This is a genomic window from Bacillus sp. FSL H8-0545, assembly GCF_038006105.1.
In the GTDB taxonomy this organism is placed as follows: domain Bacteria; phylum Bacillota; class Bacilli; order Bacillales; family Bacillaceae_G; genus Bacillus_A; species Bacillus_A cereus_U.
The window spans coordinates 3,536,788-3,560,712 of record NZ_JBBOUO010000001.1; the positions used below are offsets into that span (position 1 = coordinate 3,536,788).

Below are 23,925 nucleotides of genomic sequence, written 5' to 3' on the forward strand. Positions count from 1 at the left end.
GAAACATTTTTTGTGACAACAGTGCCTAATACTATTATACTGAAAAGTGGGAGTATAACACAAATGGGGGAACAACAATGAGCGAAATTTTATTTATTAATGGAAAAGTTCGTTTTCCAATCACTATCGATCCAACTGTATGGATTTTCGATGATCGAAAAATAGATTTGACAACTTACTTTGATGAAACTAGAGAAGAATCATCCGAATTAGAAACATACTTAAAACATACTTCAGAGCATTGGGATCGCGAAATCCGTGATGGTGCTGCCTTCCCGCCAATACAACAAAGTGTAAAGAAATATAAAAAAGAACAGCTTATTAACGGGACATTTGGCATACCACTTCATCCATTTCTTAAAAATGCTGAAATTTTAGAAGATGCTACTCAAGTCGAAATTGAAACCACAGACAATACAATTACACTTCCGTTAGAAACAGCCCATAAAGCTATTCTCGGTTTTTCAAAAGAAGGTAAACCATTACGAGAAGACGGGCCTGTTCATCTATATTTCCATGATGGATCTAATAGACAAAACCCGATTCGTAACATCCGTAAATTTACAATCATTTAAATTGTATAATTAAAAGAAAAAAAAGGAGTGAGCTTAGGCTCACTCCTTTTTATAATAAATCCGCTGCTAGTTGTGCTAAATTAGAACGCTCTCCTTTAACAAACTTTACATGACCACTAATACGTTGTTCTTTAAACTTCTCTACAACGTATGTTAAACCATTATTATATTCATCTAAATACGGGTGATCAATTTGCTGAGGATCCCCCATTAATACAATCTTACTTTTTTCGCCTACCCTTGTTAATATCGTCTTCACTTCATGCTTCGTTAAATTTTGTGCCTCGTCAATAATAATAAACTGATCTGGAATACTTCTCCCGCGTATATAGGTAAGCGCTTCTACTTCAATCGAACCCATTCCAGCTAAAATAGCATCTAGCTCCCCAGGCTTTTTCGTATTGAATAAATACTCTAGATTATCAAAAATCGGCTGCATCCACGGTCTTAATTTTTCCTCTTTCTCTCCTGGTAAATAGCCTATATCTTTTCCTACCGGTACAATTGGTCTCGCGACAAGTAGTTTTTTATATAACCCTAAATCTTCCGTTTGCATTAGTCCCGAAGCTAATGCAAGTAACGTTTTTCCTGTACCGGCTTTCCCTGTTAACGTTACAAGTGGAATATCTTCCCGAAGTAGCAATTCCAACCCCATAATTTGCTGCACGTTTCGTGGGCGTATCCCCCACACTTGCTCATTGTGAAAAATAAGTTTTTTTACCTTCTTACCTAAATGATCCACAATCCCAAGTGCAGAGCTAGAACCCCCTAGTGCATCTTTCATTACAACAAACTGATTTGGATAAAAAGGATGATTTGCGATTTCAGATAAAGGTAGTTCACCTTTTTCATAAAAATAATCTAACTGTTCTTTTGATATATACCCTTCTAAAAATCCTGAATATATATTTTCCACTTCGATTACTCGGTCACTTAAATAATCTTCGGCCTGCAATCCGATCGCATCAGCTTTTACCCTTACGAGTACATCTTTACTTACTAAAATAACTGATTTCCCATCCTCTTTTTCTTGTTCTTCTAAAGAGAGGTTTTTCGCTACCGCTAAAATTCGATTATCATTTGTTTTTTCTACAAAAATATCTTGCAGTTGAACAAATGAGCGATGATTTAATTCAATACGAAATGTACCGCCGTTTTCTAACGGAATACTTTCATGCAGCTTTCCTATTTCGCGAAATTTGTCGATTAACTTAGATACATAGCGAGCATTTCGTCCTACTTCATCCATATAACGTTTTTTCGAATCAACCTCTTCTAATACAACTGCTGGAATCACTACTTCATTTGTTGCAAATGAAAAAATAGATAAAGGATCCTGCAAAAGTACATTCGTATCTAACACATAAATTTTATCCAACCTGTTACCCCCTGACTCCACTTTTAAATTTGTAGAACAAGGGTTTCATCCATAAAATATGGACGAACCATTGTTATAATTATATGTACCGTAAAAACGAGGTAGAATCGAAATTCATAGAAATTAAACCTTTTCTTTATTTTTTATTCATTTCTATTCAATATATTACTTTTTATTATAATTTTTCACATTAAATCACAATACTCACTTATAAAAGTTTATGAACGATGTTCCTATTCATCTTCTTTATAATTCTTTCATTCCTACTAATACTTGATTATCAAGCTTTTTAGCAGCTCGAAGATCATATGTTTTTTCATATGTTGGTTCAGTAGCAAGTTTCGCACCATAAAACATAACATCACGAACTTCTTGTACATTCACTTCTACTACCGTTAATTTTAGAGGAATCCCTTCCATTCTATCTGTTAAAATTTTACTTTCACCACTTATGGAAAATACGGATTCATTCGCCATTATAGTCAATACAACCCCTGCACTATGCCGTATATTCCCCACAATACGTGAGCGTTGATCTACCGCAAATCGAATACTAGTTTCACTCACTGCATATACCCAAGAAATAGCACTTACGTTAGGAATTTGTTTTTCGAAATCTATTGTTGCTATCATAACGATACACTCTTTACGCAAAGATTGTACTAAATCACCTGTCAATGTAGGCTCAACTACATTCGCCATATTTCCACCTCCAAATATTATTTATATATCCTTATCATAACCTATTTTTCGAATTGCGAAAATATTATTTTTTCCCGCTATTATTCAAAAACATTATACTTCCATGATATACTTATACTGATAGAATTCGTATTGAGGTGACGAAATGAGAGTCAAATGTATGATTTGTGATAAAAAAGATATGTTAGATGACGAAAATCCTATGGCAAAAAAACTGCGTAATCGCCCTATTCATACATATATGTGCATGGAATGTACGGAACGAATTGCAGAGCGTACTATGGAACGCCATGCGAGTGGTAATTTCCGATTATATCGTGATAAAAAAGTAGAAGACGATTGGTAAACCGGAAATAAGTCCTTAATCATATAGATAAGGACTTATTTGTATTTTTCTGGTTCACGATTCATCTGATCCAAAAAACAATCAATGGCTTCTACCGGAAATCTTGCACACCTTATTTCTCCATCAATTTCATATGTAATCAAATACATTTCCTCGTTCTTTTCAACTTCTACATTTCGTAATTTATGCTCTTCATATATCATATTTTGAAATAATACATACGTTTCTTGTGCAGCGCTATCATCTGGACGTGCTTCCGCAACCGTTTTAATTGTTAACCAATTATATAATGCATCTTGTACTGAGCGCATGAAAGCCCCTCCTTTTCTCACCCTGTTTTTTGTTGTTTAGCTTGACGTAAACGCAGTCTATAAATTCCAAGTACAATTGCCGCTACAACGAGCCCCTCTCCAACGGGTAAAAAAACTGCAAAAAAAGTTAATACCGTGCATCCAATTGCTAAAGATGTATATATCACTATATTTTTTAGTACCGATAGCTTCCTTGCAAATCCTAAATTATATACAAGTGCACTTAATAAAATTATTGTTCCATAAAGCAACCACATCCCTACCTCTGGATTTTCATCAACTTTACAAAGTTTCGCGAAAAATGACATTCTTTCTAACACTATCTTTCACCTCTCCTCATGAAACAAATTCTCTTTATGTACTTAATACAAGAGTAACTCGCAAAAAAAATACTGTCCACAAAAAAGAGTAAATATTCAAAAAAATAAACATAAAACAAAAAAACAGCTACCTTTTATAAAGGTAGCTGTTCTATTATTTTATGCTTCAACAGATTTCTTTTTCTTAGCAGCTCTTTCGCGCTCACTCTTATCAAGAATCTTTTTACGTAGACGAATTGATTCTGGAGTTACTTCACAGAACTCGTCATCGTTTAAGTACTCTAATGACTCTTCTAAAGTCATTAAGCGTGGTTTTTTCATTGTTGAAGTTTGATCTTTCGTCGCAGAACGAATGTTAGTTTGTTGTTTCATTTTTACAACGTTAACTGTTAAATCATTCTCACGTGTGTGTTCTCCAACGATCATACCAGCATATACTTCTGTACCTGGTTCAACGAAGATTACACCGCGATCTTCAACTTGCATAATACCGTATTGTGATGCTTTTCCTGCGTCAAGTGAAACTAGAACACCTTGGCGACGTCCACCCACTTGTCCAGCATGTACTGGTTGGTAGCAATCAAATGTGTGGTTTAAAATACCATAACCACGAGTTAATGTTAGGAATTCTGTTGTGTAACCAATTAAACCACGTGCTGGAACCATGAAAGTAAGGCGAACTTGACCGTTTCCGTTATTCACCATATCTAACATTTCACCTTTACGTGCACCCATTGATTCCATAATAGAACCAGTGTATTCTTCAGGCACATCGATTTGTACGCGCTCTACAGGCTCACTTCTTACGCCATCGACATCTTTAATAATTACTTCAGGCTTAGATACTTGTAGTTCATAACCTTCACGACGCATGTTTTCAATTAAGATAGATAAATGTAATTCCCCGCGTCCAGATACGATCCATGCATCAGGAGAATCTGTATTATCTACACGTAAACTTACATCTGTTTCTAATTGTGAACGAAGACGCTCTTCAATTTTACGAGATGTAATGAATTTACCTTCACGACCTGCAAATGGGCTGTTATTTACAAGGAATGTCATTTGTAGTGTTGGCTCATCAATACGTAATAATGGTAAAGCCTCTTCATGCTCAACCGGACATACCGTTTCACCTACGTTAATGTCTTCCATACCTGAAACAGCTACTAAATCTCCAGCTTTTGCTTCTTGAATTTCTTGACGTTTTAATCCAATGTAACCAAATAATTTAGTTACACGGAATTGTTTTACACTTCCGTCAACTTTCATTAATGCAACTTGTTGTCCTACTTTCATTGTACCACGGAATACGCGTCCAACCCCGATACGACCAACATAGTCATTGTAATCAAGAAGTGCTACTTGGAATTGAAGTGGCTCTTCGCTGTTATCAACTGGTGCTGGAATATGTTCAATAATTGTGTCAAACAATGATTTCATATTCTCTTCTTGATTTGCTGGATTTGAATCTAAGCTTGCTGTTCCGTTCATTGCTGATGCAAATACAACTGGGAACTCTAATTGATCTTCGTTTGCACCAAGTTCGATGAATAAGTCAACTACTTCATCAACTACTTCATCAGGGCGAGCGAAGTCACGGTCAATTTTGTTTACAACAACGATTGGAGTTAAGTTTTGCTCAAGAGCTTTCTTTAAAACAAATCGTGTTTGTGGCATACAACCTTCATATGCATCAACAACAAGTAGAACACCATCAACCATTTTCATGATACGTTCTACTTCTCCACCGAAGTCAGCGTGACCAGGTGTATCTAAAATGTTAATTCTTTTATCTTCATAGTGAATCGCAGTATTCTTCGCTAAAATTGTAATACCACGTTCTCTTTCTAGATCATTTGAGTCCATTGCGCGTTCTTCAATATGTTCATTCGCACGGAACGTCCCCGCTTGACGTAATAACTGGTCAACAAGTGTTGTTTTACCATGGTCAACGTGGGCAATAATTGCTATATTTCGTAAATCTTGTCGTTTTTTCAACATGTCCAACTCCTAATGTCTTTTTAATCCTTCTCTATTATAAGAGCGAAGGGGATACAATGGCAATCAAAATAAAATCAAGAATGAAAATATAGTTGTATTCTTACTTTTGTGAAAGTAAAATGAGATTGGAGGGTGAAGAAATGGAACACATTCAATATCGCTTTTTATTAACAGCAATTATCGGTGTTATCTTCTTAATTGGTATCGGAATTATGATTGCTGAAAATAGTCCCATCGGCATTATCATTTGCATTATCGGCACATTTGTTACAGTCGGATACGGTTTTGTAACAAAAAGAAAAATGCGTAAATCGCAATAACATTAAAAAGTAAGAAGCTTCTTTATGCCTCTTACTTTTTTTTATTATTGCGATACAAATGGTAATAATTCTTCGTATACTCCTGGTTTTGCAACTAACACACTGCTTTTCTCTACAATAGAAAGAGGTGTTCCCAAGAACGTTGTCACTTTACCGCCAACTTCTTCTACAATAATCTGTCCCCCGCCAAAGTCCCATGGCGATAAGCGCGGTGTTACATATGCATCTAATCTTCCCGTTGCAACATATACCATTTCTAACGCTGCACAACCATATGACCTCGTACCTCTCGCCTTCTTAACGAGCATCATCATTTTTTCCATATTAAGCAATGGATTATCAGTAAGCCATATCGCATTCAAAGCTATAATTCCATGCTCTACCGTTCCTTTTTCCAACATGGGAATAGCTAAATCATTGCAAAAAGCCCCTTCTCCCTTTACCGCATGATATAGTTCGTCATGAACTGGATCATAAATAAGACCAATCTTTCCGATACCGTTCTCATAAATCCCGATTGAGATTGCGAAATTCCTTTTTTGATGAACAAAGTTCATCGTGCCGTCAATTGGATCAATTAACCAAACAACCCCATTAGAAGAGGTAATCTCATCTCCGTAGCCTTCTTCTCCTAAAATATTATGAGCCGGGAATGTTTCTTTAATTTTCCCAATTAAAAACTGCTCCGTTTCTCGGTCCATGTTTGTTACTAGATCAGCTGCATTTGACTTTGTTTCTATAATAAGTGTTTTTTTCAGTGACGCCATTAAATGTTCTCCCGCTTCTCGAATCCACTGTTTCGCGTGTGTATCGATGTCTTTCCATACTTCTTGCATGTTTAAACACTCCGATCTATACTGTTCACAGAAAAAACGAACCCTTTATAAGGTTCGCACCAACTAATTATTTATACATATACTATTATTACGCTTCTAAACGGATCATTTCAAGTCTTAACACTTCTAATTTTTGTACGCACTCTTCTTTTTTCTGGTTGTCGTTATCCATCATCGCATCATATAAAGTTGCTAATTCATAATCTAGCTCCAAACGTAGCACCGGAATTCTCTTTTCAGCATCTGTTCTCTTTAACGCATTAATCACCTGTCTCATTTTTTTGCCTCCTCCCAATATTCGTCTGCCCTCGGACTAGAATTGATTCAATTTTCTGATTTTTTGTTTTATACTATACTATGTTGGATAAATCATCTATGCAACACAATTATATTTTTTTATTTAAATTTTTTTGTGCTGTTTTTTTTATGAATAGTACAAGCTATGCTAAAATTAAAACAAAATAGGAGTTGGAGGAACAATCATGACACTACAAACATTCACATCAACTGATTTTGAAGTCTTTACTGTTGATGGTCTTGAAGAACGAATGAGCGCAATTAAAACGAATATTCATCCTAAGCTAGAAGCTTTAGGGGAACAGTTTGCAGAATATTTATCACAACAAACCGATGAAAACTTTTTCTACCATGTAGCAAAACATGCACGCCGCAAAGTCAATCCACCAAACGATACTTGGGTTGCTTTTTCAACAAATAAACGTGGATATAAAATGTTACCACACTTCCAAATTGGTTTATGGGGTACTCATGCCTTCATATACTTTGGTTTAATCTATGAGTGTCCACAAAAAGTGGAGACGGCTCACGCCTTCTTAGAACATTTAAATGATTTAAAAACAAATATTCCAAATGACTTCGTTTGGTCCATTGACCATACTAAACCAGGTGTAAAATCACATAAAACGCTTGAAACGGAAGACTTGCAAAAGATGATTGAACGTTTAGCTACTGTGAAAAAAGCAGAATTATTAGTCGGTATTCATATATCACCAGAGGAGTTTTCAGCAATGACCAACGAACAATTCCTTGCTAAGATTGAATCTACGATGCAATCACTCCTTCCTTTATATGCGATTTCTAATCGATAAATCGATAGTAGAAAACGGACAATTTATATTGTCCGTTTTTAGTTGTTATCACATTATAGCACTTTGTATTTTATTTTTCAAAATATTTTTACATTTTAACAATCTTTTTTTCCGCTACTTCTTTTGCTCTTTGAATCGTACGATATATAGAATATCCACTTACTTCTTGAAATTCTTTATCAATTGTTTTCTCCGCTGCCTTCGATGGCACAATCTCTTTAAAACGACGATATAATTCCATCAAATCTTCTCTCAAAACTCCTTTTTCATATACCTTTTCAATCGCTTCATAAAACTTTACAACTGCTACCATTTCTTCATTTGACCAATCGTAATCAAGTGGATATTGATATTCCATTTTTGCACCTCATTCAGTATTCTTTCTTTTTCCATTATGCTACCTTTAAGAGAACCTTTTATTCCTCACTATAGCCACTCTGCATTATACACCATTTATCCATTTCGATGGAATTGTCTTCCTCTTTGTATTATTTAAAATATAACTATTAAACATACTCACCTTGAAAATGAGATTTTTCTATACATCTATAATTATTGGTGATATAATGCTTTTGTTTTATAGAGAATAAAGTGAGACTACCATCCCCAAAAAGACGCTTGCGAATGGCAGAAAAACAAGTCAAGTTCTAAAAGTTTGTCATCTTAATTTCCTTTTAGAATGAGATGAAATCATATAAAACAAACTCTAATAAATATTACGAAGAAGAAGGGGTGTATAGATTGTCCCAATACGAAACACCATTGTTTACCACTTTAGTTGAGCACAGTAAGCGAAATCCAGTTCAATTCCATATTCCTGGTCATAAAAAAGGACAGGGCATGGATCCTACATTTCGCGAATTTATTGGGCATAATGCATTAGCAATTGATTTAATTAATATTGCGCCGCTCGATGATTTACATCATCCAAAAGGTATGATTAAAGAAGCACAGGATTTAGCAGCCGCTGCTTTCGGTGCAGATCATACGTTCTTTTCTATTCAAGGTACAAGTGGTGCAATTATGACAATGGTGATGAGCGTGTGCGGTCCTGGGGATAAAATCCTCGTGCCACGGAATGTGCATAAATCAGTAATGTCAGCTATTATTTTCTCAGGTGCAAAACCAATTTTCATGCATCCTGAGATTGATCCGAAGCTCGGTATTTCACATGGAATCACAATTCAATCTGTCAAAAAAGCTCTTGAAGAGCACTCAGATGCGAAAGGCTTACTTGTTATAAATCCAACATATTTTGGATTTGCTGCAGATTTAGAGCAGATTGTAGAATTAACTCATTCTTACGATATTCCTGTACTTGTTGATGAAGCTCACGGTGTTCATATCCATTTTCATGATGAACTGCCGATGTCAGCTATGCAAGCAGGTGCAGATATGGCAGCAACAAGTGTTCACAAATTAGGAGGGTCTTTAACCCAAAGCTCTATTCTTAATGTAAAAGAGGGTCTTGTTAACGTAAAACATGTTCAATCCATTATTAGCATGCTTACGACTACATCAACTTCTTACATTTTGTTAGCATCTCTTGATGTTGCCAGAAAACGTCTTGCTACAGAAGGAACAGCTCTCATAGAACAAACAATACAATTAGCTGAACATGTTCGTGATGCTATAAATGTTATTGAGCATCTTTATTGTCCTGGAAAAGAGATGCTAGGTACAGATGCTACTTTTAACTATGATCCTACAAAGATAATTGTATCTGTAAAAGATTTAGGTATTACAGGCCATCAGGCTGAAGTATGGCTTAGAGAACATTACAACATTGAAGTAGAACTCTCTGATTTATATAACATACTTTGTCTTATCACATTTGGAGATACAGAAAGTGAAACAGATATACTTATTACAGCATTACAAGATTTAGCAGCAACATATGGAAATAGAGCAGATAAAGGTGTTCAGGTACAAGTAGAAATACCAGAAATACCTGTGCTAGCACTTTCTCCTAGAGATGCTTTTTATTCAGAAACAGAAGTCATTCCATTTGAAAACGCAGCAGGTCGTATTATAGCTGATTTTGTTATGGTTTATCCGCCAGGGATTCCAATCTTTACTCCGGGGGAAATTATTACACAAGATAACTTAGAGTATATTCGTAAAAATTTAGAAGCTGGGTTACCTGTACAAGGTCCCGAAGATATGACATTACAAACATTACGTGTTATTAAAGAGTACAAGCCTATCAGTTGATAGGCTTTTCTTTCACCTTTTTTCTCTTTTTTTCATACGATACTAAAGAATTTGACATTCCCACCCCTAATGGGGCCAGCTGACTAACGTCAGTGGGACTCTTGCTATGAAAGGCGAAGTCCATTTCTGGTATCGCTGACGTGCAAGATTGCGGTGTGCCATCACCACTCTCACAACAGACCGTATAGGTTCGTGAGCTACGGTACTATACCGTACAGATTCGTGTTCAAGTGTTTTAGCGCTTTGTTCTTGACGACACATATCATGCTTGAATTCGGATATCGAACTCCATATGATATCTTTTATTCAAGGAACACATTGGCGTTTTAAAGACTTGTACTTGTCGATAGTTAACGTATACCAAAATATAAATGTTTTTCTATGAAAAAGCGATACTTTCATCCTATGCTTAAAGGCGGACTAAAGTCCAATATGGGATTTCCCGTATCGCGAAATCTGTAACGTATAGGTGGGGATACCATTATGATTGTGATAGGCCGTTCTATTGTACACCCTTATATCACAAATGAATATGAGCCATTTGCAGCTGAAAAACAACAGATTTTATCCATAATGGCTGGAAATCAAGAAGTTCATTCCTTCCGAACAGCCGATGAACTCAGCTTTGATCTTAATTTACGAGTTAATATTATTACTTCCGCGCTAGAACTTTTTCAAAGTGGCTTTCAGTTTCGTACATTTCAACAATCTTTTTGCAACCCTCAGTTTTGGGAAAGAACATCACTTGGCGGATTTCAACTACTCCCAAACGTACCATCCTCTATTGCCATCCAAGATATTTTTAAAAATGGAAAACTATATGGAACTGAATGTGCCACCGCAATGATTATTATTTTTTACAAAGCATTACTATCATTATATGAGGAAAAAACTTTCAACCGTCTATTCGCAAACCTCTTACTTTATACATGGGACTACGATCGCGACTTAAAGCTCATAACAAAAACGAGTGGCGATATCGTTCCAGGTGACCTCGTTTACTTTAAAAACCCACAAGTTAATCCAGCTACGATTGAGTGGCAAGGAGAAAATACAATCTATCTAGGAAACTTCTTTTTTTACGGACATGGCGTAGGCGTAAAAACGAAAGAGGAAATTATTTATTCATTGAATGAACGAAGGATTCCTTATGCTTTTATTTCAGCTTATTTAACCGATTTTATTACTCGTATTGATAGCCGTATGATGAGTCAATATGCCTCTCCTAACACGCCACAAACATCAATAGGATTTATTCCTATTAGAGATGATGCAATCGTTGCAACAGTCGGACATACAACTACAATCTATTAAAAAAACGCCTACATGTGTAGGCGTTTTTTCTTAATTATTAAGCTTTTGTATGTTCTGTATGGTCACATTCGCAATGAGATCCACATTTCCCATAAAGTACTGTTGATTTTTCATCTTCAAAATGTCCGATTGTTCCTTCACAAACTTGGCATACGATTGTTCCCATTTTCATTTCCCCCTGAGTTTTAAGAATAATCTACTTATATATGATTAAGCTTTCGCATTGTCTCTACTAGCACAGTCACAATTTGAACCACATTTTCCATAAAGTACTGTCGTTTTCTCATCCTCAAAATGTCCGATTGTTCCTTCACAAACTTGGCATACGATTGTTCCCATTTTCATTTCCCCCTGAGTTTTAAGAATAATCTACTTATATATGATTAAGCTTTCGCATTGTCTCTACTAGCACAGTCACAATTTGAACCACATTTTCCATAAAGTACTGTCGTTTTCTCATCCTCAAAATGTCCGATTGTTCCTTCACAAACTTGGCATACGATTGTTCCCATTTTTCATTTCCCCCTAAGTTTATGGTCCTAAAAACTTTTAGTTGTCCATTTCCTATCAATTATTGGGCTTTTGTATGTTCTGTGTGCTCACATCCGCAAGATCCACATTTCCCGTAAAGTACCGTTACTTTCTCATCCTCGAAGTGTGCAATTGTACCTTCACAATCTTGACATACGATTGTTCCCATTTTTCATTTCCCCCTAAGTTTATAATCCCAAAAACTTTTGTAACCGCTTAACTTTCTGTCTTTATTTTAATATGTTATACTTTTTACGTCAATAGGTTTTTAGTATAACACATTAAATATTTTAAAATTAAATTAGTATGCGATATTAACACAAAAAAACAGCCATATTTCATACATACGACTGTTTCTTGTTAATTATTCTTCATACTCCGCATGCAAAGAAGTAGACGGAACAAGAAATTTAAAAAACTGAGCTAATTCCTCCGCCTCCTCTTCCGATCCTAACTTAAAAGTTTCTTGTATATATGGAACATTTTCTACATCATCTCGCCCAAGCAAAGTAGATCTCCCTGTTTGCATACAAACAATAAGTGGCTTTCCAAAAAACATATTTGTATAAATAACTCCAAAATCATAACGTGTATCATGCGTCATAAATCCTAAAAATCGTACCTTCACACTTTCATGCTCATCATACAATTTTTCAAACATGAGTTTCCACCTTTCTAAATAACACTTCCTATTCATAATATATTAAACAAAAAAAGTAATACTCCTTTTAATTGTCAAAAAATTCAGTAGGATGTAGAATGATATTATTCTACTAAACTAGGGGGAAATTTGTATGCAACACGCCTTTATCACACTTGTACCTAAATCTAATCAACAATCTGTTTCAATAGAAGATGTAAAACACCTTTTTCATAACTATAAAACCGTTACTTCCAAGACTGGTGATCAAATTAATTATGCTTATACAAATACAGCTTTTCCTTATGAAATATTAGATACATCAGCAACAACATTAAAACTCCAATCAAGTCACGATCGATATGATTCTATTTATGTGGGGATTGGAATAGAAAAGGAACAATCTTTCATTCAAGTTTCTTTACCTACTACAGCAACATTTGGTGATAAAGGAAAAGCAAATGAATTTAGCCGTTTTCTAGCGAAGAAATTAGAAGGAGAGTTACAACTATTTAATGGAAGAACAATGTATTTCTATAAACGTTAATTTAAAAAATAGAGAATAGAATTAAAAAGAGTATACAATTCGAACACGTAAGTAATAAAGCCTGCTTCCTTACGTGTAATAGAAAACATGCAATCACATATGCTAAATAAAGAAATACGAAAAAGAGTATTACTTTATAATGAAACTTATCACCATTCGATAATGTTAATACAACGGAAAAACCAATCCATAATAGAAAATGATAAAATATAACATGTAATATTTTCATGGAACCTTCTCCTTTGACATGCTCTATTTTATTAATATATGGGATTAAGTTTGAATCAATTACATATTATACAACGGCATATATTCTAACGATTCATTTAAAGTATTATATATTCATTCGACAAGTACATATAAAGACCTTGCAAGTCATTTTATGAAAATAAAAATAACCCATCTCTTTAAATAAGAGATGGGTTATTTACATTACTTAAATTATTTTACAATGTGAATTGGCATTCCAAGAGCAACTTCAGCTGCTTCCATTGTGATTTCACCTAATGTTGGGTGAGCATGGATTGTTTGAGCGATATCTTCAGCTGTCATTCCAGCTTCGATAGCTAAACCAATCTCAGAGATAATATCAGAAGCACCTGTACCTGCAACTTGTGCACCTACAAGAAGACCATCTTCTTTACGTGTTACAAGTTGTAAGAAACCGTCAGTGCTGTTTAATGATAACGCACGACCGTTTGCAGCGAATGGGAACTTAGATACAGCTACTGTCATTCCTGCTTCTTCAGCTTGTTTCTTAGTGTAACCAACAGATGCTAATTCTGGATCAGTGAAGCATACTGCAGGAATTCCGATGTAATCGATTGCTGATGCATGGCCACTAATTACTTCAACAGCTACTTTACCTTCGTAAGAAGCTTTGTGAGCTAATGGTGGTCCAGGAACGATATCACCGATTGCATAGATGTTTGAAATATTTGTACGGCATTGCTCATCAATTTCGATGATGCCACGGTCAGTCATTTTAATTCCAACTTGCTCAAGACCGATTTCTTGAGTGTTTGGACGACGACCTACAGTTACTAATACGTAATCTGCTTCTACAGTTTGGATTTCACCTTTAACTTCAAAGCTAACTTTTACGCCAGTTTCTGTTTCTTCAACGCCTTTAGCCATAGCTTTTGTATGGATATTTACGTTACCTTTTTTCTGTAGAGCACGTTTAACAACAGAGCTCATAGCTTTTTCGAAACCAGCTAAGATTTCGTCGCCAGCTTCTACTACAGTAACTTCTGTACCGAAGTTAGCATATGCAGTACCTAATTCCATACCGATGTAACCGCCGCCGATTACAACAAGTTTTTTAGGAATTTCAGGTAAGCTTAAAGCGCCTGTAGAGTTGATAACACGTTTAGAGTATTTGAATCCAGGAATTTCGATTGGTGTAGAACCAGTTGCAAGAACAGCATTTTTAAACGTATAAGTTTGTGCTGCATCTTCAGTCATTACGCGTAATGTGTTAGCATCTACGAAGTAAGCTTCACCGCGAATGATTTCAACTTTGTTACCTTTAAGAAGGCCTTCAACACCGCCAGTTAATTTCTTAACTACGCCGTTTTTCCATTCTTGAACTTTTGTAAAGTCAACTTTTACGTTCTCTGCAGTGATACCCATGTCATCAGAATGCATAGCATTCTCATAACGATGACCTGCATTGATTAACGCTTTTGAAGGAATACATCCAACGTTTAAGCATACGCCACCCAGGTTAGCTTTTTCAATGATTGCTACCTTTTGACCTAATTGTGCTGCACGAATTGCCGCAACGTATCCACCAGGACCTGCACCAACAACGACTGTATCTAATTCAATTGGGAAATCTCCTACTACCATTGTTATTACGCCTCCATTACTAATAATTGTGGGTCATTCAATAGACGTTTAATTTGGTTTAATGCTTTTTGAGCAGTTGCGCCGTCAATTAAACGATGGTCAAAGCTTAGAGATAATGCTAATACTGGAGCTGCAACGATTTCACCGTTTTTCACAACTGGTTTCTCAGCGATACGGCCGATACCAAGGATTGCTACTTCTGGGTGATTGATAACTGGAGTGAACCATTGTCCACCTGCAGAACCAATGTTTGTAATTGTGCAAGAAGCACCTTTCATTTCAGTTGGAGCTAAACGACCGTCACGTGCTTTACCAGCAAGTTCATTGATCTCGTTAGAAATAGTAAAGATAGATTTACGATCTGTATCTTTAACAACTGGTACTAATAGACCTTTGTCTGTATCAGCTGCGATACCGATGTTGAAGTAATGTTTATGAACGATTTCTTGAGAAGCATCGTCTAAAGCAGTATTCAACATTGGGAATTCACGTAATGCAGATGTTAAAGCTTTTACAACGTATGGAAGGTAAGTTAATTTAATACCTTTGTCAGCTGCAACAGCTTTGAACTTCTTACGGTGAGCAACAAGTTCTGTTACATCTACTTCGTCCATTAATGTTACGTGAGGAGCTGTATGCTTAGAGTTAACCATTGCTTTCGCAATCGCTTTACGGATACCACTCATTTTCTCACGAGTTTCTGGATATTCACCAGCTGGGATTGGTTGTGCTTTTGGTGCTTCTTCTTTCGCTGCTGCTGCTGGAGTAGCTTCTACTGCTGCTGGAGCCTCAGTTGCTGCTACAGTTTGTCCACCATTTGCAAATGCATCGATGTCAGTTTTCACAACACGGCCGTTCTTACCAGAACCAGCTACTTTATGAATATCTACACCTTTTTCACGAGCATATTTACGAACAGATGGCATAGCGATTACACGCTCATTTACTACTTCTGCAGTTGCTGCTGGAGTAGTTTCCGCTGCTGGAGCTTCTACTGCTGCTTCTTCAGCTTTTGGAGCTTCATCATGATCGTCACCTTTAAATTTAAGGTTTTCGTATCCAGGAGCATCAAATTTAATTAATGTATCTCCTACTATTGCAACTGTTCCTTCTTCTACAAGTACTTCAAGTACTTTACCTTTAACAGGAGAAGGGATTTCTACTACTGCTTTATCATTTTGCACTTCAAGAAGTACATCGTCTTCATTTACTTCATCGCCTGGTTTAATAAACCATTTTACGATTTCACCTTCGTGGATACCTTCACCGATATCTGGTAGTTTAAATTCAAATGCCACGGAATTCAGCCCCCTGATTCATTTCATTATTATGGAATATGTACAAAAGAAACCAGCATGTGCTGATTTCTTTTGCACATGAAAAACTAAAAATTAGAAGTTCATTACTTTGTTAACAGCTTCAACAATATCTTTATGGTTTGGTAACCATACGCTCTCAGCTTGAGAGAATGGGAATACTGTATCAGCAGCTGCAACACGAACAACTGGTGCTTCTAAGTTTAAGATTGCACGGTCGTTAATTTCCGCTACAACGTTAGCTGCAATACCAGCTTGCTTTTGAGCTTCTTGAACTACAACTACGCGACCTGTTTTTTCAACAGAAGCAATGATTGTTTCGATATCTAATGGTTGAACTGTACGTAAGTCAACAACCTCTAAAGAGATACCTTCTTTTTCAAGTTCTTCAGCAGCTTTTAGTGCAGCATGAACCATAGCACCATAAGCGATAACAGATACATCTGTACCTTCACGTTTGATATCAGCTTTACCTAAATCAATTGTGTAATCGCCTTCTGGTACATCTTGACGGAATGAACGGTACAATTTCATATGCTCTAAGTAGATAACTGGATCGTTGTCACGAATCGCAGAGATTAAAAGACCTTTTGCATCGTATGGAGTAGATGGAATAACAACTTTTAGACCAGGTTGTTGAGCCACTAATCCTTCTAAGCTATCAGCATGTAGTTCTGGAGTATGAACGCCACCACCGAATGGAGAACGAATTGTTACTGGAGCAGTCCAACGTCCACCAGAACGGTAACGCATACGAGCTAATTGACCAGAAACTGAATCCATTACTTCATAAATGAAACCGAAGAATTGGATTTCTGGAACTGGACGGAAGCCTTCAAGTGCAAGTCCAACTGCAAGTCCACCAATACCAGACTCTGCAAGTGGAGTATCCATTACACGATCTTCACCGAATTCAGCTTGTAAACCTTCAGTAGCACGGAATACTCCGCCGTTTACACCAACGTCTTCACCAAACACAAGTACGTTAGGATCATTTTTCATTTCAACGCGTAAAGCATCAGTGATTGCTTGAATCATTGTCATTTGAGCCATGGCTTACTTCGACTCCTTTTCTTTGTAAATTTCATATTGTTCAGCTAAGTTGTAAGGCATTTTTTCGTACATGATTTCCATTAAATCAGTAACTTTTTGTTTTGGAGCTTGGTCAGCCTTAGCAATTGCTTGTTTGATATCTTCTTTTGCTTCTTCGATTACTTTCTCTTCAACTTCTTGAGACCATAGGCCTTTGTTTTCTAAGAATGCACGGAAGCGTACGATTGGATCTTTTTGTTCCCATTCGTTTTCGATATCTTTTGTACGGTAACGAGTTGGGTCATCACCAGCCATTGTATGTGGACCATAACGGAATGTTAAAGTCTCAATTAAAGTAGGGCCTTCACCGTTTACTGCGCGCTCACGAGCGAATGCAGTTGCTGCGTATACAGCTAATGGATCCATACCGTCTACTTGAATTCCGTAAATACCTGCTGCTACTGCTTTTTGTGCTACAGTTTTAGCTGCAGATTGCTTTTCTACTGGAGTAGAGATTGCATAACGGTTATTTTGTACAACGAAGATTGCTGGAGCTTTGAATGCACCCGCAAAGTTCATACCTTCGTAGAAGTCACCTTGTGAAGCACCACCGTCACCAGTGTAAGTAATTGCAACAGATTTTTTACCACGTAGTTTCATACCTAACGCAACACCAGCAGTTTGGATGATTTGCGCACCGATAATGATTTGTGGAGCAAGTGCATTTACATTCTCAGGCATTTGGTTACCCATGAAATGTCCACGAGAGAATAAGAATGCTTGATATAATGGTAGACCGTGCCACACTAATTGTGGAACATCACGATATCCTGGTAAGATGAAGTCTTCTGCTTCAAGTGCGAAATGACTTGCTAATTGAGAAGCCTCTTGTCCAGCAGTTGGTGCGTAGAAACCTAAACGTCCTTGACGGTTTAAAGAAATAGAACGTTGATCTAGTACGCGAGTATACACCATACGGCGCATTAACTCTTTTAATTGATCATCTGATAATTCAGGCATAGCTGCTTCATTCACAACTTCGCCTTTTTCATTTAAAATTTGTAATGTTTCAAATTGAGCTGCGATAGCTTTCATTTGCTCATCAACATTAAATAGGGTGTTTTTTGTTTTAGTACCCATTCCGTTCACCTCTTCCTCTCTTGAACCATATTCTGAAACGCTTTCACTATCTATTAGCTAGACTGAAAGCGCAACAATGTAAACCAACAAGTTTGTCTGTCGGTTGAGAATAATTTTGTGTACCTAACAATCTGTACTAATGTTTTTTCAAAAACATATTAATACAATCTTGATCACGTTTTTTAGTTTACAACTATTCTAATTACGATGTCAATTACTTTGAATACGTTTTTTTATAAATAATATGCAGGTTTCCTCTACACAAACATGTTTTTATTTTTCACATCTGTATTAGTAAGCGATAACCTACTGTTATATTATTCCCTTTTTAACTTGTTTTTTCTCTTAGAATAATATGTAAACGATTTAATTCTCTTTAGTTTTTCTCTCTTCTCAATAAAATTATACAAACACTTCTTCCTTTTATAGGTAAATACCTATACATTTCTAATCATTCCTCCATACATTATAGTAACCGCAGTATTAGCGGGAAATGATAAAGGAGGTCATCTCATGTACGGATACTCATATTGCTATCCAACAACTTGTTCATATCCTTCCTACGGTTATGGCGGTTCTTGTGGCGAATCTGGACGCGGCTTCGCCTTAATCGTTGTGTTGTTTATCCTTTTAATTATCGTTGGTGCTGCTTGCATTCGCTAATTAATGTAAAATGAAACAACTATGGAAAGAAACAGACGGCTTTGCCGTCTTTTCTTTTATTACATAACTTATCTATAGAAGATTTGTTTCCAAGTAGTTCTTCCTTACTTGCCGATGACTTTTTTTATCTCCTTTGGTAGACTAAAGAAGAAAGGAGAGATTACATATGCTTACAATGAATGAGGTAATTCGTGAAGGAAATCCTATTTTGCGCGAAGTCGCAGAAGAGGTCTCCTTACCTGCTAGCGAGGAAGATACAAATACTCTTAAAGAAATGATTGAATTTGTAATAAATAGCCAGGACCCTGAAATGGCTGAAAAATATAATTTACGCCCAGGAATCGGATTAGCGGCTCCGCAAATCGGTATTTCAAAGAAAATGATTGCGGTTCATGTAACTAATACGAACGATACGTTATATAGCTACGCATTATTCAACCCAAAAATCATTAGTCATTCTGTTGAACGTACATATTTACAAAATGGTGAAGGCTGTCTATCTGTAGACCGTGAAGTAGCTGGTTATGTCCCTCGTTACACAAGAATTACAGTAAAGGCAACAACGATTAACGGTGAAGACGTAAAACTGCGATTAAAAGGTTTACCAGCAATTGTATTCCAACATGAAATCGACCATCTAAACGGTGTTATGTTCTATGACCATATTAATAAAGACAATCCATTTGTGGCTCCCGATGATTCAAAACCTCTCGAGCGATAATAGTAAAAAGGCGGAAGTTAACCTTCCGCCTTTTTATTATATGAAATGGGTTCCACACTTACCTATAACAAGCCAGCCCACTTTAATCCGTGATAAATACCGTCTTCATTAACATCTTTTGTCACATAATTAGCAAGTTTTTTCAAATCCTCATGACCATTCCCCATCACAATGCCCGTTCCTACTGCTTCAATCATTTCTAAATCATTTAATCCGTCCCCAAATGCATATACTTGTTCACGATTAAATCCTATTTTCTCAATAAACTTCTCAATCCCTTTTGCCTTAGAACCACCATTAGGAATAATATCCATTGAATATGCATGCCAGCGTATAAAATGAAAATCTGGATAATGATGAATAAACTTTTCTTCTTCGTTTACTTCACAAAAAAGAAGCGTTTGATAAATATCGCGTTTCTCATAAAAATCAGGTTCATATGCCGGATGCTCGAATTGTAAGCTTCCAAAACCTTCTTTTACATAATCATGATATTCCACTGACGCTCTCATTTCTTGATGGTCAAGATATACAAGTGGATATCCTTCTTGTTTTGCAAACTGAGTAAACTTATGTAGAGCATCAGGATGTAATGGATTATTAAATAATACCTCATCCTCAAATACAACATACTGTCCGTTAAAACTAACATAATTATGTATATTGAGTTCCTCACGAATATCTTCAAACATAAATGGCGCACGCCCTGTCGCAATCGCTACATGCACACCTTTTTCTTGTAAATCTCTTACTGCATCTCTTGTAGATTGCGGAATTTTTTTATCATGATCTAATAATGTTCCATCAATATCAAAAAAGACAATTTTATCATTCATTTGTCAAAACCCTTTCTGGCACTCTATATTCCTATTTTGATTATCACTTTTCAAATTTCAAAAAAAAGTATAACATATTAAACATCTGTGAAGAAAGCGTTCACTTTCTGACCTTATTTATGAAATGTGCATATACTATTAGTAAAAAAATGTGGATACTTGTTCGGATGAATTTTCTTTTCTATTCTTCCTCATACTATATCTATAACTAACGGCTACTAATCGTTACTACAGGATAACTTACACTATACTAAAAAGAACAAGATTCACTATTCACTTCTAATCTTCTTTCTTGTATAGGAGACGGAGTTATCATTAGTAATATGCATGTTTAAAATAAGGAAAGGAAGGAGTAATCATGCTGAAGAAGCTGAAGAAAAAGCTCAAGCGTTATTTAAACGATTTAGTCCGTAAGAAGACAATCGCTTAAATTGTGCCCATTTCGGGCTTTTTCTTCATTCTCATTCGAAAAAACATGAAAATCGTGACTGTTTGCTTTATAATAAGTAACAGATAATGCAAAACATAGACAAGGAGAGGTTTTCCCAATGATTTTTAAAGTATTTTATCAAGAAAAATTAACTGAGGTCCCAGTACGTGAAAATACAAAAGTTTTATATTTAGAGGCTACGTCTCAAAAGGATGTTCGTAAAAAATTACAAAAGTTCGCATATAATATCGAGTTCGTTCAGTCTGTTACTGGTGCTCATCTTGAATATGAAAAACAAAACGCTGATTTAATATTAGCGGAGATCGTATAGTCATATGAAATTCCTAAAAAATGATCAAGCTGCCGTTTTTGCCCTCGGTGGTCTTGGTGAAATCGGTAAAAATACATATGCTGTTCAATTTCAAGATGAAATTATTATAATTGACGCTGGAATTAAATTTCCAGAAGACGAACTCCTCGGGATCGATTATGTAATACCAGATTACACTTATTTTGTGCGAAACGAAGATAAAATTAAAGGATTATTCATTACACATGGTCACGAAGATCATATCGGTGGAATTCCTTATCTATTACGTCAAGTAAACATTCCAATTTACGGTGGAAAATTAGCACTTGCCCTAATAAAAAACAAATTAGAAGAGCACGGATTACTTCGTAAAGCAAAACTTTATGAAATTCAAGAAGATGATGTTATTAAATTTAAAAAGACATCTGTTTCCTTCTTCCGTACAACTCACAGTATTCCGGATTCATACGGAGTTGTTGTGAAAACACCTCAAGGACAAGTCGTTCATACAGGTGATTTTAAATTTGATTTCACACCAGTAGGCGAGCCAGCAGATTTAACAAAAATGGCCGAAATCGGAAAAGACGGTGTACTTTGTCTCTTATCTGATAGTACAAACAGTGAAGTGCCAAACTTTACGATGTCTGAGCGCCGCGTTGGTGATAGTATTCAAGATATATTCCGCAAAGTAGACGGTCGTATTATATTCGCAACCTTTGCATCGAATATCCATCGCTTACAACAAGTTGTTGAGGCTGCTGTTGAAAACAATCGTAAAGTAGCTGTATTCGGTCGAAGTATGGAAGCAGCTATTGAAATCGGACAAAACCTTGGTTATATCCGGTGTCCAAAGGATACATTCATAGACACATCTCAGCTAAACCGCCTACCAGCTAATAAAGTTGTTATGTTATGTACAGGTAGTCAAGGGGAGCCGATGGCAGCACTTTCACGTATTGCCAATGGTACACATCGTCAAATTCAAATTATCCCTGGCGATACAGTTGTTTTCTCTTCTTCACCAATCCCAGGCAATACAATTAGTGTAAGTCGTACAATTAACATGTTGTACCGCGCTGGCGCTGATGTAATCCATGGTAAACTCTCAAATATTCATACGAGTGGACACGGTGGACAAGAAGAACAAAAGTTAATGCTACGTCTTATTAAGCCGAAATATTTCATGCCAATTCATGGTGAATATCGTATGCAACGTATGCATATGAAATTAGCGAATGATTGTGGTATTCCAGAAGAAAATTGTTTCATTATGGATAACGGGGATGTTCTCGCTTTACGTTCTGATGAAGCAAGCGTAGCTGGGAAAATCCCATCTGGCTCTGTCTATATCGATGGAAATGGTATTGGAGATATCGGTAATATCGTATTACGTGATCGTCGCATTCTTTCTGAAGAAGGACTCGTTATTGTAGTTGTAAGCATTGATATGAAAGAATTTAAAGTTGCAGCAGGACCTGATATCATCTCGCGTGGTTTCGTTTATATGCGTGAAAGCAGCGATTTAATCAACGATGCTCAAACATTAATTACAACACATTTAGAAAAAGTAATGGAGCGAAAAACAACACAATGGTCTGAAATTAAAAATGAGATTACAGACACATTAGCACCATTCCTATACGAAAAAACGAAACGTCGTCCGATGATTTTACCAATCATTATGGAAATATAAGAAAAAGGACAATGCCTCCTCGGCATTGTCCTTTTCTCTTATCTTAAAAAATGCTTAAAACGATCTACTTCATCGTCATGACCAATTACAATTAATATATCTCCCGCCTGAATGTTTTCTGTAGCTCGAGGAGATACGATAACTTCTTTCCCACGTTTAATTGCTACAATGTTCAAACCAAACTTCGCACGAATATCTAATTCAATTAAAGAGTGCCCATCAATTTTTTTATTTGCGATAATCTCTACAATACTATGCTCATCTGAAAGCTCTAGGTAATCTAACACATTACTTGATGCGATATTATTAGCAATCCTTTTTCCCATATCTCGTTCTGGATGCACAATATGATCTGCCCCTATTTTACTTAACACTTTTTCATGATAGTCATTTTGAGCTTTTACAGTAATATTTTTCACACCTAATTCTTTCAAAATTAACGTTGTTAAAATACTTGAATTCAAATTATCTCCAATAGCAACGACTACATGATCAAAATTACGAATACCAAGACTTTTTAATACCATCTCATCTGTTGAATCTGCAATTACAGCATGCGAAGCTATATTTGCAAACTCATTAATTTTATCCTCATCTGAATCAATTGCCATTACTTCCATACCTAATTGAGCTAATTCACGGCAAATACTTCCACCAAAACGGCCAAGCCCAATAACAGCAAATTCTTTCTCTTTTTCGCCCACAGGAATTCCTCCAATAACATCAAGTACTATGTACTTTTATTGTAACATACTTTAAATTCGCTACAAAAACCTGTATATA

The 23,925-nt window shown here is 36.1% G+C and carries 31 protein-coding genes; 11 read left to right on the forward strand and 20 right to left on the reverse strand.

Annotated elements, in window-relative coordinates; genetic code table 11:
* The first annotated feature begins 77 nt into the window (after window positions 1-77).
* Window positions 78-575: a hypothetical protein gene (locus tag MHI07_RS18405; RefSeq protein ID WP_078172903.1), complete on the forward strand. Its 498-nt coding sequence runs from the start codon at window positions 78-80 to the stop codon at window positions 573-575.
* 49 nt (window positions 576-624) lie between these two features.
* On the opposite strand, the gene MHI07_RS18410 is transcribed toward MHI07_RS18405, so the two are convergent.
* On the reverse strand, window positions 625-1,953 hold the full coding sequence (locus tag MHI07_RS18410) for a PhoH family protein (protein ID WP_002088317.1): 1,329 nt from the start codon (window positions 1,951-1,953) through the stop codon (window positions 625-627).
* 246 nt (window positions 1,954-2,199) lie between these two features.
* Entirely contained in the window at window positions 2,200-2,655 is a 456-nt protein-coding gene (locus MHI07_RS18415) for a pyridoxamine 5'-phosphate oxidase family protein (protein ID WP_002160684.1), read from the reverse strand.
* A 145-nt stretch (window positions 2,656-2,800) separates the two neighbouring features.
* Here MHI07_RS18415 and MHI07_RS18420 point away from each other — a divergent pair, with 145 nt between their 5' ends.
* Complete coding sequence (locus MHI07_RS18420) at window positions 2,801-3,001, forward strand: YlaI family protein (RefSeq protein ID WP_002111485.1); 201 nt, start codon at window positions 2,801-2,803, stop codon at window positions 2,999-3,001.
* A 35-nt stretch (window positions 3,002-3,036) separates the two neighbouring features.
* On the opposite strand, the gene MHI07_RS18425 is transcribed toward MHI07_RS18420, so the two are convergent.
* From MHI07_RS18425 to typA, 3 genes are all read right to left on the reverse strand, one after another.
* A complete protein-coding gene (locus MHI07_RS18425; RefSeq protein WP_002146008.1) occupies window positions 3,037-3,312 on the reverse strand; it encodes a hypothetical protein in 276 nt (91 codons plus the stop codon).
* Window positions 3,313-3,329: 17 nt separating this feature from the next.
* Window positions 3,330-3,632, reverse strand: coding sequence for a YlaH-like family protein (locus MHI07_RS18430; RefSeq protein WP_002160683.1), 303 nt, complete (start codon window positions 3,630-3,632; stop codon window positions 3,330-3,332).
* 159 nt (window positions 3,633-3,791) lie between these two features.
* Window positions 3,792-5,636: a translational GTPase TypA gene (typA, locus tag MHI07_RS18435; protein WP_078172902.1), complete on the reverse strand. Its 1,845-nt coding sequence runs from the start codon at window positions 5,634-5,636 to the stop codon at window positions 3,792-3,794.
* Between the two features lie 140 nt (window positions 5,637-5,776).
* Between typA and MHI07_RS18440 the strand changes: the two genes are divergently transcribed.
* Window positions 5,777-5,956 (forward strand): DUF5325 family protein, encoded by a 180-nt coding sequence (locus MHI07_RS18440; RefSeq protein ID WP_000400127.1) that lies wholly within the window; start codon window positions 5,777-5,779, stop codon window positions 5,954-5,956.
* Window positions 5,957-6,000: 44 nt separating this feature from the next.
* Here MHI07_RS18440 and MHI07_RS18445 read toward each other — a convergent pair whose 3' ends face one another.
* Both MHI07_RS18445 and MHI07_RS18450 read right to left on the reverse strand, forming a co-directional pair.
* Entirely contained in the window at window positions 6,001-6,792 is a 792-nt protein-coding gene (locus tag MHI07_RS18445; protein WP_078181626.1) for an inositol monophosphatase family protein, read from the reverse strand.
* Window positions 6,793-6,880: 88 nt separating this feature from the next.
* Entirely contained in the window at window positions 6,881-7,069 is a 189-nt protein-coding gene (locus MHI07_RS18450; RefSeq protein WP_002088326.1) for a hypothetical protein, read from the reverse strand.
* Between the two features lie 205 nt (window positions 7,070-7,274).
* Here MHI07_RS18450 and MHI07_RS18455 point away from each other — a divergent pair, with 205 nt between their 5' ends.
* The gene (locus MHI07_RS18455; RefSeq protein WP_002160680.1) at window positions 7,275-7,901 is read left to right on the forward strand and encodes a YktB family protein; all 627 of its coding nucleotides are present in this window, start codon (window positions 7,275-7,277) and stop codon (window positions 7,899-7,901) included.
* An 88-nt stretch (window positions 7,902-7,989) separates the two neighbouring features.
* Here MHI07_RS18455 and MHI07_RS18460 read toward each other — a convergent pair whose 3' ends face one another.
* A complete protein-coding gene (locus tag MHI07_RS18460; protein WP_002146003.1) occupies window positions 7,990-8,259 on the reverse strand; it encodes a UPF0223 family protein in 270 nt (89 codons plus the stop codon).
* A 383-nt stretch (window positions 8,260-8,642) separates the two neighbouring features.
* On the opposite strand from MHI07_RS18460, the gene speA reads away from it, so the two are divergent.
* On the forward strand, window positions 8,643-10,115 hold the full coding sequence (gene speA, locus MHI07_RS18465; RefSeq protein ID WP_215579497.1) for an arginine decarboxylase: 1,473 nt from the start codon (window positions 8,643-8,645) through the stop codon (window positions 10,113-10,115).
* Between the two features lie 483 nt (window positions 10,116-10,598).
* Window positions 10,599-11,429: a protein-glutamine gamma-glutamyltransferase gene (locus tag MHI07_RS18470; RefSeq protein ID WP_002160678.1), complete on the forward strand. Its 831-nt coding sequence runs from the start codon at window positions 10,599-10,601 to the stop codon at window positions 11,427-11,429.
* A gap of 37 nt (window positions 11,430-11,466) precedes the next feature.
* On the opposite strand, the gene MHI07_RS18475 is transcribed toward MHI07_RS18470, so the two are convergent.
* From MHI07_RS18475 to MHI07_RS18495, 5 genes are all read right to left on the reverse strand, one after another.
* On the reverse strand, window positions 11,467-11,595 hold the full coding sequence (locus MHI07_RS18475) for a GapA-binding peptide SR1P (protein ID WP_002111497.1): 129 nt from the start codon (window positions 11,593-11,595) through the stop codon (window positions 11,467-11,469).
* 44 nt (window positions 11,596-11,639) lie between these two features.
* The gene (locus MHI07_RS18480; protein WP_002033839.1) at window positions 11,640-11,768 is read right to left on the reverse strand and encodes a GapA-binding peptide SR1P; all 129 of its coding nucleotides are present in this window, start codon (window positions 11,766-11,768) and stop codon (window positions 11,640-11,642) included.
* 44 nt (window positions 11,769-11,812) lie between these two features.
* The gene (locus MHI07_RS18485; protein WP_002033839.1) at window positions 11,813-11,941 is read right to left on the reverse strand and encodes a GapA-binding peptide SR1P; all 129 of its coding nucleotides are present in this window, start codon (window positions 11,939-11,941) and stop codon (window positions 11,813-11,815) included.
* A gap of 59 nt (window positions 11,942-12,000) precedes the next feature.
* Window positions 12,001-12,129, reverse strand: coding sequence for a GapA-binding peptide SR1P (locus MHI07_RS18490; protein WP_002111499.1), 129 nt, complete (start codon window positions 12,127-12,129; stop codon window positions 12,001-12,003).
* 195 nt (window positions 12,130-12,324) lie between these two features.
* The gene (locus tag MHI07_RS18495) at window positions 12,325-12,621 is read right to left on the reverse strand and encodes a DUF3055 domain-containing protein (protein ID WP_000462037.1); all 297 of its coding nucleotides are present in this window, start codon (window positions 12,619-12,621) and stop codon (window positions 12,325-12,327) included.
* 133 nt (window positions 12,622-12,754) lie between these two features.
* On the opposite strand from MHI07_RS18495, the gene MHI07_RS18500 reads away from it, so the two are divergent.
* On the forward strand, window positions 12,755-13,147 hold the full coding sequence (locus tag MHI07_RS18500; protein WP_002014853.1) for a DUF1885 family protein: 393 nt from the start codon (window positions 12,755-12,757) through the stop codon (window positions 13,145-13,147).
* A gap of 1 nt (window position 13,148) precedes the next feature.
* Here the strand turns inward: MHI07_RS18500 and MHI07_RS18505 are convergent, their stop codons facing one another.
* The 5 genes from MHI07_RS18505 to pdhA form a co-directional block, all read right to left on the reverse strand.
* Window positions 13,149-13,376, reverse strand: a complete 228-nt coding sequence (locus tag MHI07_RS18505; protein WP_215579500.1) for a hypothetical protein — start codon at window positions 13,374-13,376, stop codon at window positions 13,149-13,151.
* Window positions 13,377-13,588: 212 nt separating this feature from the next.
* Window positions 13,589-15,001 carry a dihydrolipoyl dehydrogenase gene (gene lpdA, locus MHI07_RS18510; protein WP_002145997.1) on the reverse strand — a complete coding sequence of 471 codons (1,413 nt, stop codon included), beginning with the start codon at window positions 14,999-15,001 and terminating at the stop codon, window positions 13,589-13,591.
* A 5-nt stretch (window positions 15,002-15,006) separates the two neighbouring features.
* The gene (gene pdhC / locus MHI07_RS18515) at window positions 15,007-16,299 is read right to left on the reverse strand and encodes a pyruvate dehydrogenase complex dihydrolipoyllysine-residue acetyltransferase (protein ID WP_002033838.1); all 1,293 of its coding nucleotides are present in this window, start codon (window positions 16,297-16,299) and stop codon (window positions 15,007-15,009) included.
* Between the two features lie 93 nt (window positions 16,300-16,392).
* Entirely contained in the window at window positions 16,393-17,370 is a 978-nt protein-coding gene (gene pdhB, locus MHI07_RS18520; RefSeq protein ID WP_000068162.1) for a pyruvate dehydrogenase complex E1 component subunit beta, read from the reverse strand.
* Between the two features lie 3 nt (window positions 17,371-17,373).
* Entirely contained in the window at window positions 17,374-18,489 is a 1,116-nt protein-coding gene (pdhA, locus tag MHI07_RS18525) for a pyruvate dehydrogenase E1 component subunit alpha (RefSeq protein WP_002160676.1), read from the reverse strand.
* A 513-nt stretch (window positions 18,490-19,002) separates the two neighbouring features.
* Here pdhA and MHI07_RS18530 point away from each other — a divergent pair.
* Window positions 19,003-19,152, forward strand: a complete 150-nt coding sequence (locus tag MHI07_RS18530) for a YjcZ family sporulation protein (protein ID WP_002160675.1) — start codon at window positions 19,003-19,005, stop codon at window positions 19,150-19,152.
* Window positions 19,153-19,318: 166 nt separating this feature from the next.
* Entirely contained in the window at window positions 19,319-19,873 is a 555-nt protein-coding gene (gene def / locus MHI07_RS18535; RefSeq protein WP_204208366.1) for a peptide deformylase, read from the forward strand.
* 62 nt (window positions 19,874-19,935) lie between these two features.
* Here def and MHI07_RS18540 read toward each other — a convergent pair whose 3' ends face one another.
* Window positions 19,936-20,709, reverse strand: a complete 774-nt coding sequence (locus tag MHI07_RS18540) for a Cof-type HAD-IIB family hydrolase (protein ID WP_002014845.1) — start codon at window positions 20,707-20,709, stop codon at window positions 19,936-19,938.
* Window positions 20,710-21,257: 548 nt separating this feature from the next.
* Between MHI07_RS18540 and MHI07_RS18545 the strand changes: the two genes are divergently transcribed.
* On the forward strand, window positions 21,258-21,470 hold the full coding sequence (locus MHI07_RS18545) for a DNA-dependent RNA polymerase subunit epsilon (RefSeq protein WP_000576437.1): 213 nt from the start codon (window positions 21,258-21,260) through the stop codon (window positions 21,468-21,470).
* 4 nt (window positions 21,471-21,474) lie between these two features.
* Window positions 21,475-23,142 (forward strand): ribonuclease J1, encoded by a 1,668-nt coding sequence (gene rnjA / locus MHI07_RS18550; protein WP_016106048.1) that lies wholly within the window; start codon window positions 21,475-21,477, stop codon window positions 23,140-23,142.
* A gap of 38 nt (window positions 23,143-23,180) precedes the next feature.
* Here rnjA and MHI07_RS18555 read toward each other — a convergent pair whose 3' ends face one another.
* Window positions 23,181-23,846 carry a potassium channel family protein gene (locus tag MHI07_RS18555; RefSeq protein WP_000504032.1) on the reverse strand — a complete coding sequence of 222 codons (666 nt, stop codon included), beginning with the start codon at window positions 23,844-23,846 and terminating at the stop codon, window positions 23,181-23,183.
* Window positions 23,847-23,925 lie beyond the last annotated feature (79 nt).

Bases quoted from the DNA above. Each gene is read 5' to 3' on its own strand.
- MHI07_RS18405 (WP_078172903.1), top strand. From the start codon at position 78: ATGAGCGAAATTTTATTTATTAATGGAAAAGTTCGTTTTCCAATCACT.
- MHI07_RS18415 (WP_002160684.1), bottom strand. From the start codon at position 2,655: ATGGCGAATGTAGTTGAGCCTACATTGACAGGTGATTTAGTACAATCT.
- MHI07_RS18420 (WP_002111485.1), top strand. From the start codon at position 2,801: ATGAGAGTCAAATGTATGATTTGTGATAAAAAAGATATGTTAGATGAC.
- MHI07_RS18425 (WP_002146008.1), bottom strand. From the start codon at position 3,312: ATGCGCTCAGTACAAGATGCATTATATAATTGGTTAACAATTAAAACG.
- typA (WP_078172902.1), bottom strand. From the start codon at position 5,636: ATGTTGAAAAAACGACAAGATTTACGAAATATAGCAATTATTGCCCAC.
- MHI07_RS18440 (WP_000400127.1), top strand. From the start codon at position 5,777: ATGGAACACATTCAATATCGCTTTTTATTAACAGCAATTATCGGTGTT.
- MHI07_RS18445 (WP_078181626.1), bottom strand. From the start codon at position 6,792: ATGCAAGAAGTATGGAAAGACATCGATACACACGCGAAACAGTGGATT.
- MHI07_RS18450 (WP_002088326.1), bottom strand. From the start codon at position 7,069: ATGAGACAGGTGATTAATGCGTTAAAGAGAACAGATGCTGAAAAGAGA.
- MHI07_RS18455 (WP_002160680.1), top strand. From the start codon at position 7,275: ATGACACTACAAACATTCACATCAACTGATTTTGAAGTCTTTACTGTT.
- MHI07_RS18460 (WP_002146003.1), bottom strand. From the start codon at position 8,259: ATGGAATATCAATATCCACTTGATTACGATTGGTCAAATGAAGAAATG.
- MHI07_RS18470 (WP_002160678.1), top strand. From the start codon at position 10,599: ATGATTGTGATAGGCCGTTCTATTGTACACCCTTATATCACAAATGAA.
- MHI07_RS18475 (WP_002111497.1), bottom strand. From the start codon at position 11,595: ATGGGAACAATCGTATGCCAAGTTTGTGAAGGAACAATCGGACATTTT.
- MHI07_RS18480 (WP_002033839.1), bottom strand. From the start codon at position 11,768: ATGGGAACAATCGTATGCCAAGTTTGTGAAGGAACAATCGGACATTTT.
- MHI07_RS18485 (WP_002033839.1), bottom strand. From the start codon at position 11,941: ATGGGAACAATCGTATGCCAAGTTTGTGAAGGAACAATCGGACATTTT.
- MHI07_RS18490 (WP_002111499.1), bottom strand. From the start codon at position 12,129: ATGGGAACAATCGTATGTCAAGATTGTGAAGGTACAATTGCACACTTC.
- MHI07_RS18495 (WP_000462037.1), bottom strand. From the start codon at position 12,621: ATGTTTGAAAAATTGTATGATGAGCATGAAAGTGTGAAGGTACGATTT.
- MHI07_RS18500 (WP_002014853.1), top strand. From the start codon at position 12,755: ATGCAACACGCCTTTATCACACTTGTACCTAAATCTAATCAACAATCT.
- MHI07_RS18505 (WP_215579500.1), bottom strand. From the start codon at position 13,376: ATGAAAATATTACATGTTATATTTTATCATTTTCTATTATGGATTGGT.
- lpdA (WP_002145997.1), bottom strand. From the start codon at position 15,001: ATGGTAGTAGGAGATTTCCCAATTGAATTAGATACAGTCGTTGTTGGT.
- pdhB (WP_000068162.1), bottom strand. From the start codon at position 17,370: ATGGCTCAAATGACAATGATTCAAGCAATCACTGATGCTTTACGCGTT.
- pdhA (WP_002160676.1), bottom strand. From the start codon at position 18,489: ATGGGTACTAAAACAAAAAACACCCTATTTAATGTTGATGAGCAAATG.
- MHI07_RS18530 (WP_002160675.1), top strand. From the start codon at position 19,003: ATGTACGGATACTCATATTGCTATCCAACAACTTGTTCATATCCTTCC.
- def (WP_204208366.1), top strand. From the start codon at position 19,319: ATGCTTACAATGAATGAGGTAATTCGTGAAGGAAATCCTATTTTGCGC.
- MHI07_RS18540 (WP_002014845.1), bottom strand. From the start codon at position 20,709: ATGAATGATAAAATTGTCTTTTTTGATATTGATGGAACATTATTAGAT.
- MHI07_RS18545 (WP_000576437.1), top strand. From the start codon at position 21,258: ATGATTTTTAAAGTATTTTATCAAGAAAAATTAACTGAGGTCCCAGTA.
- rnjA (WP_016106048.1), top strand. From the start codon at position 21,475: ATGAAATTCCTAAAAAATGATCAAGCTGCCGTTTTTGCCCTCGGTGGT.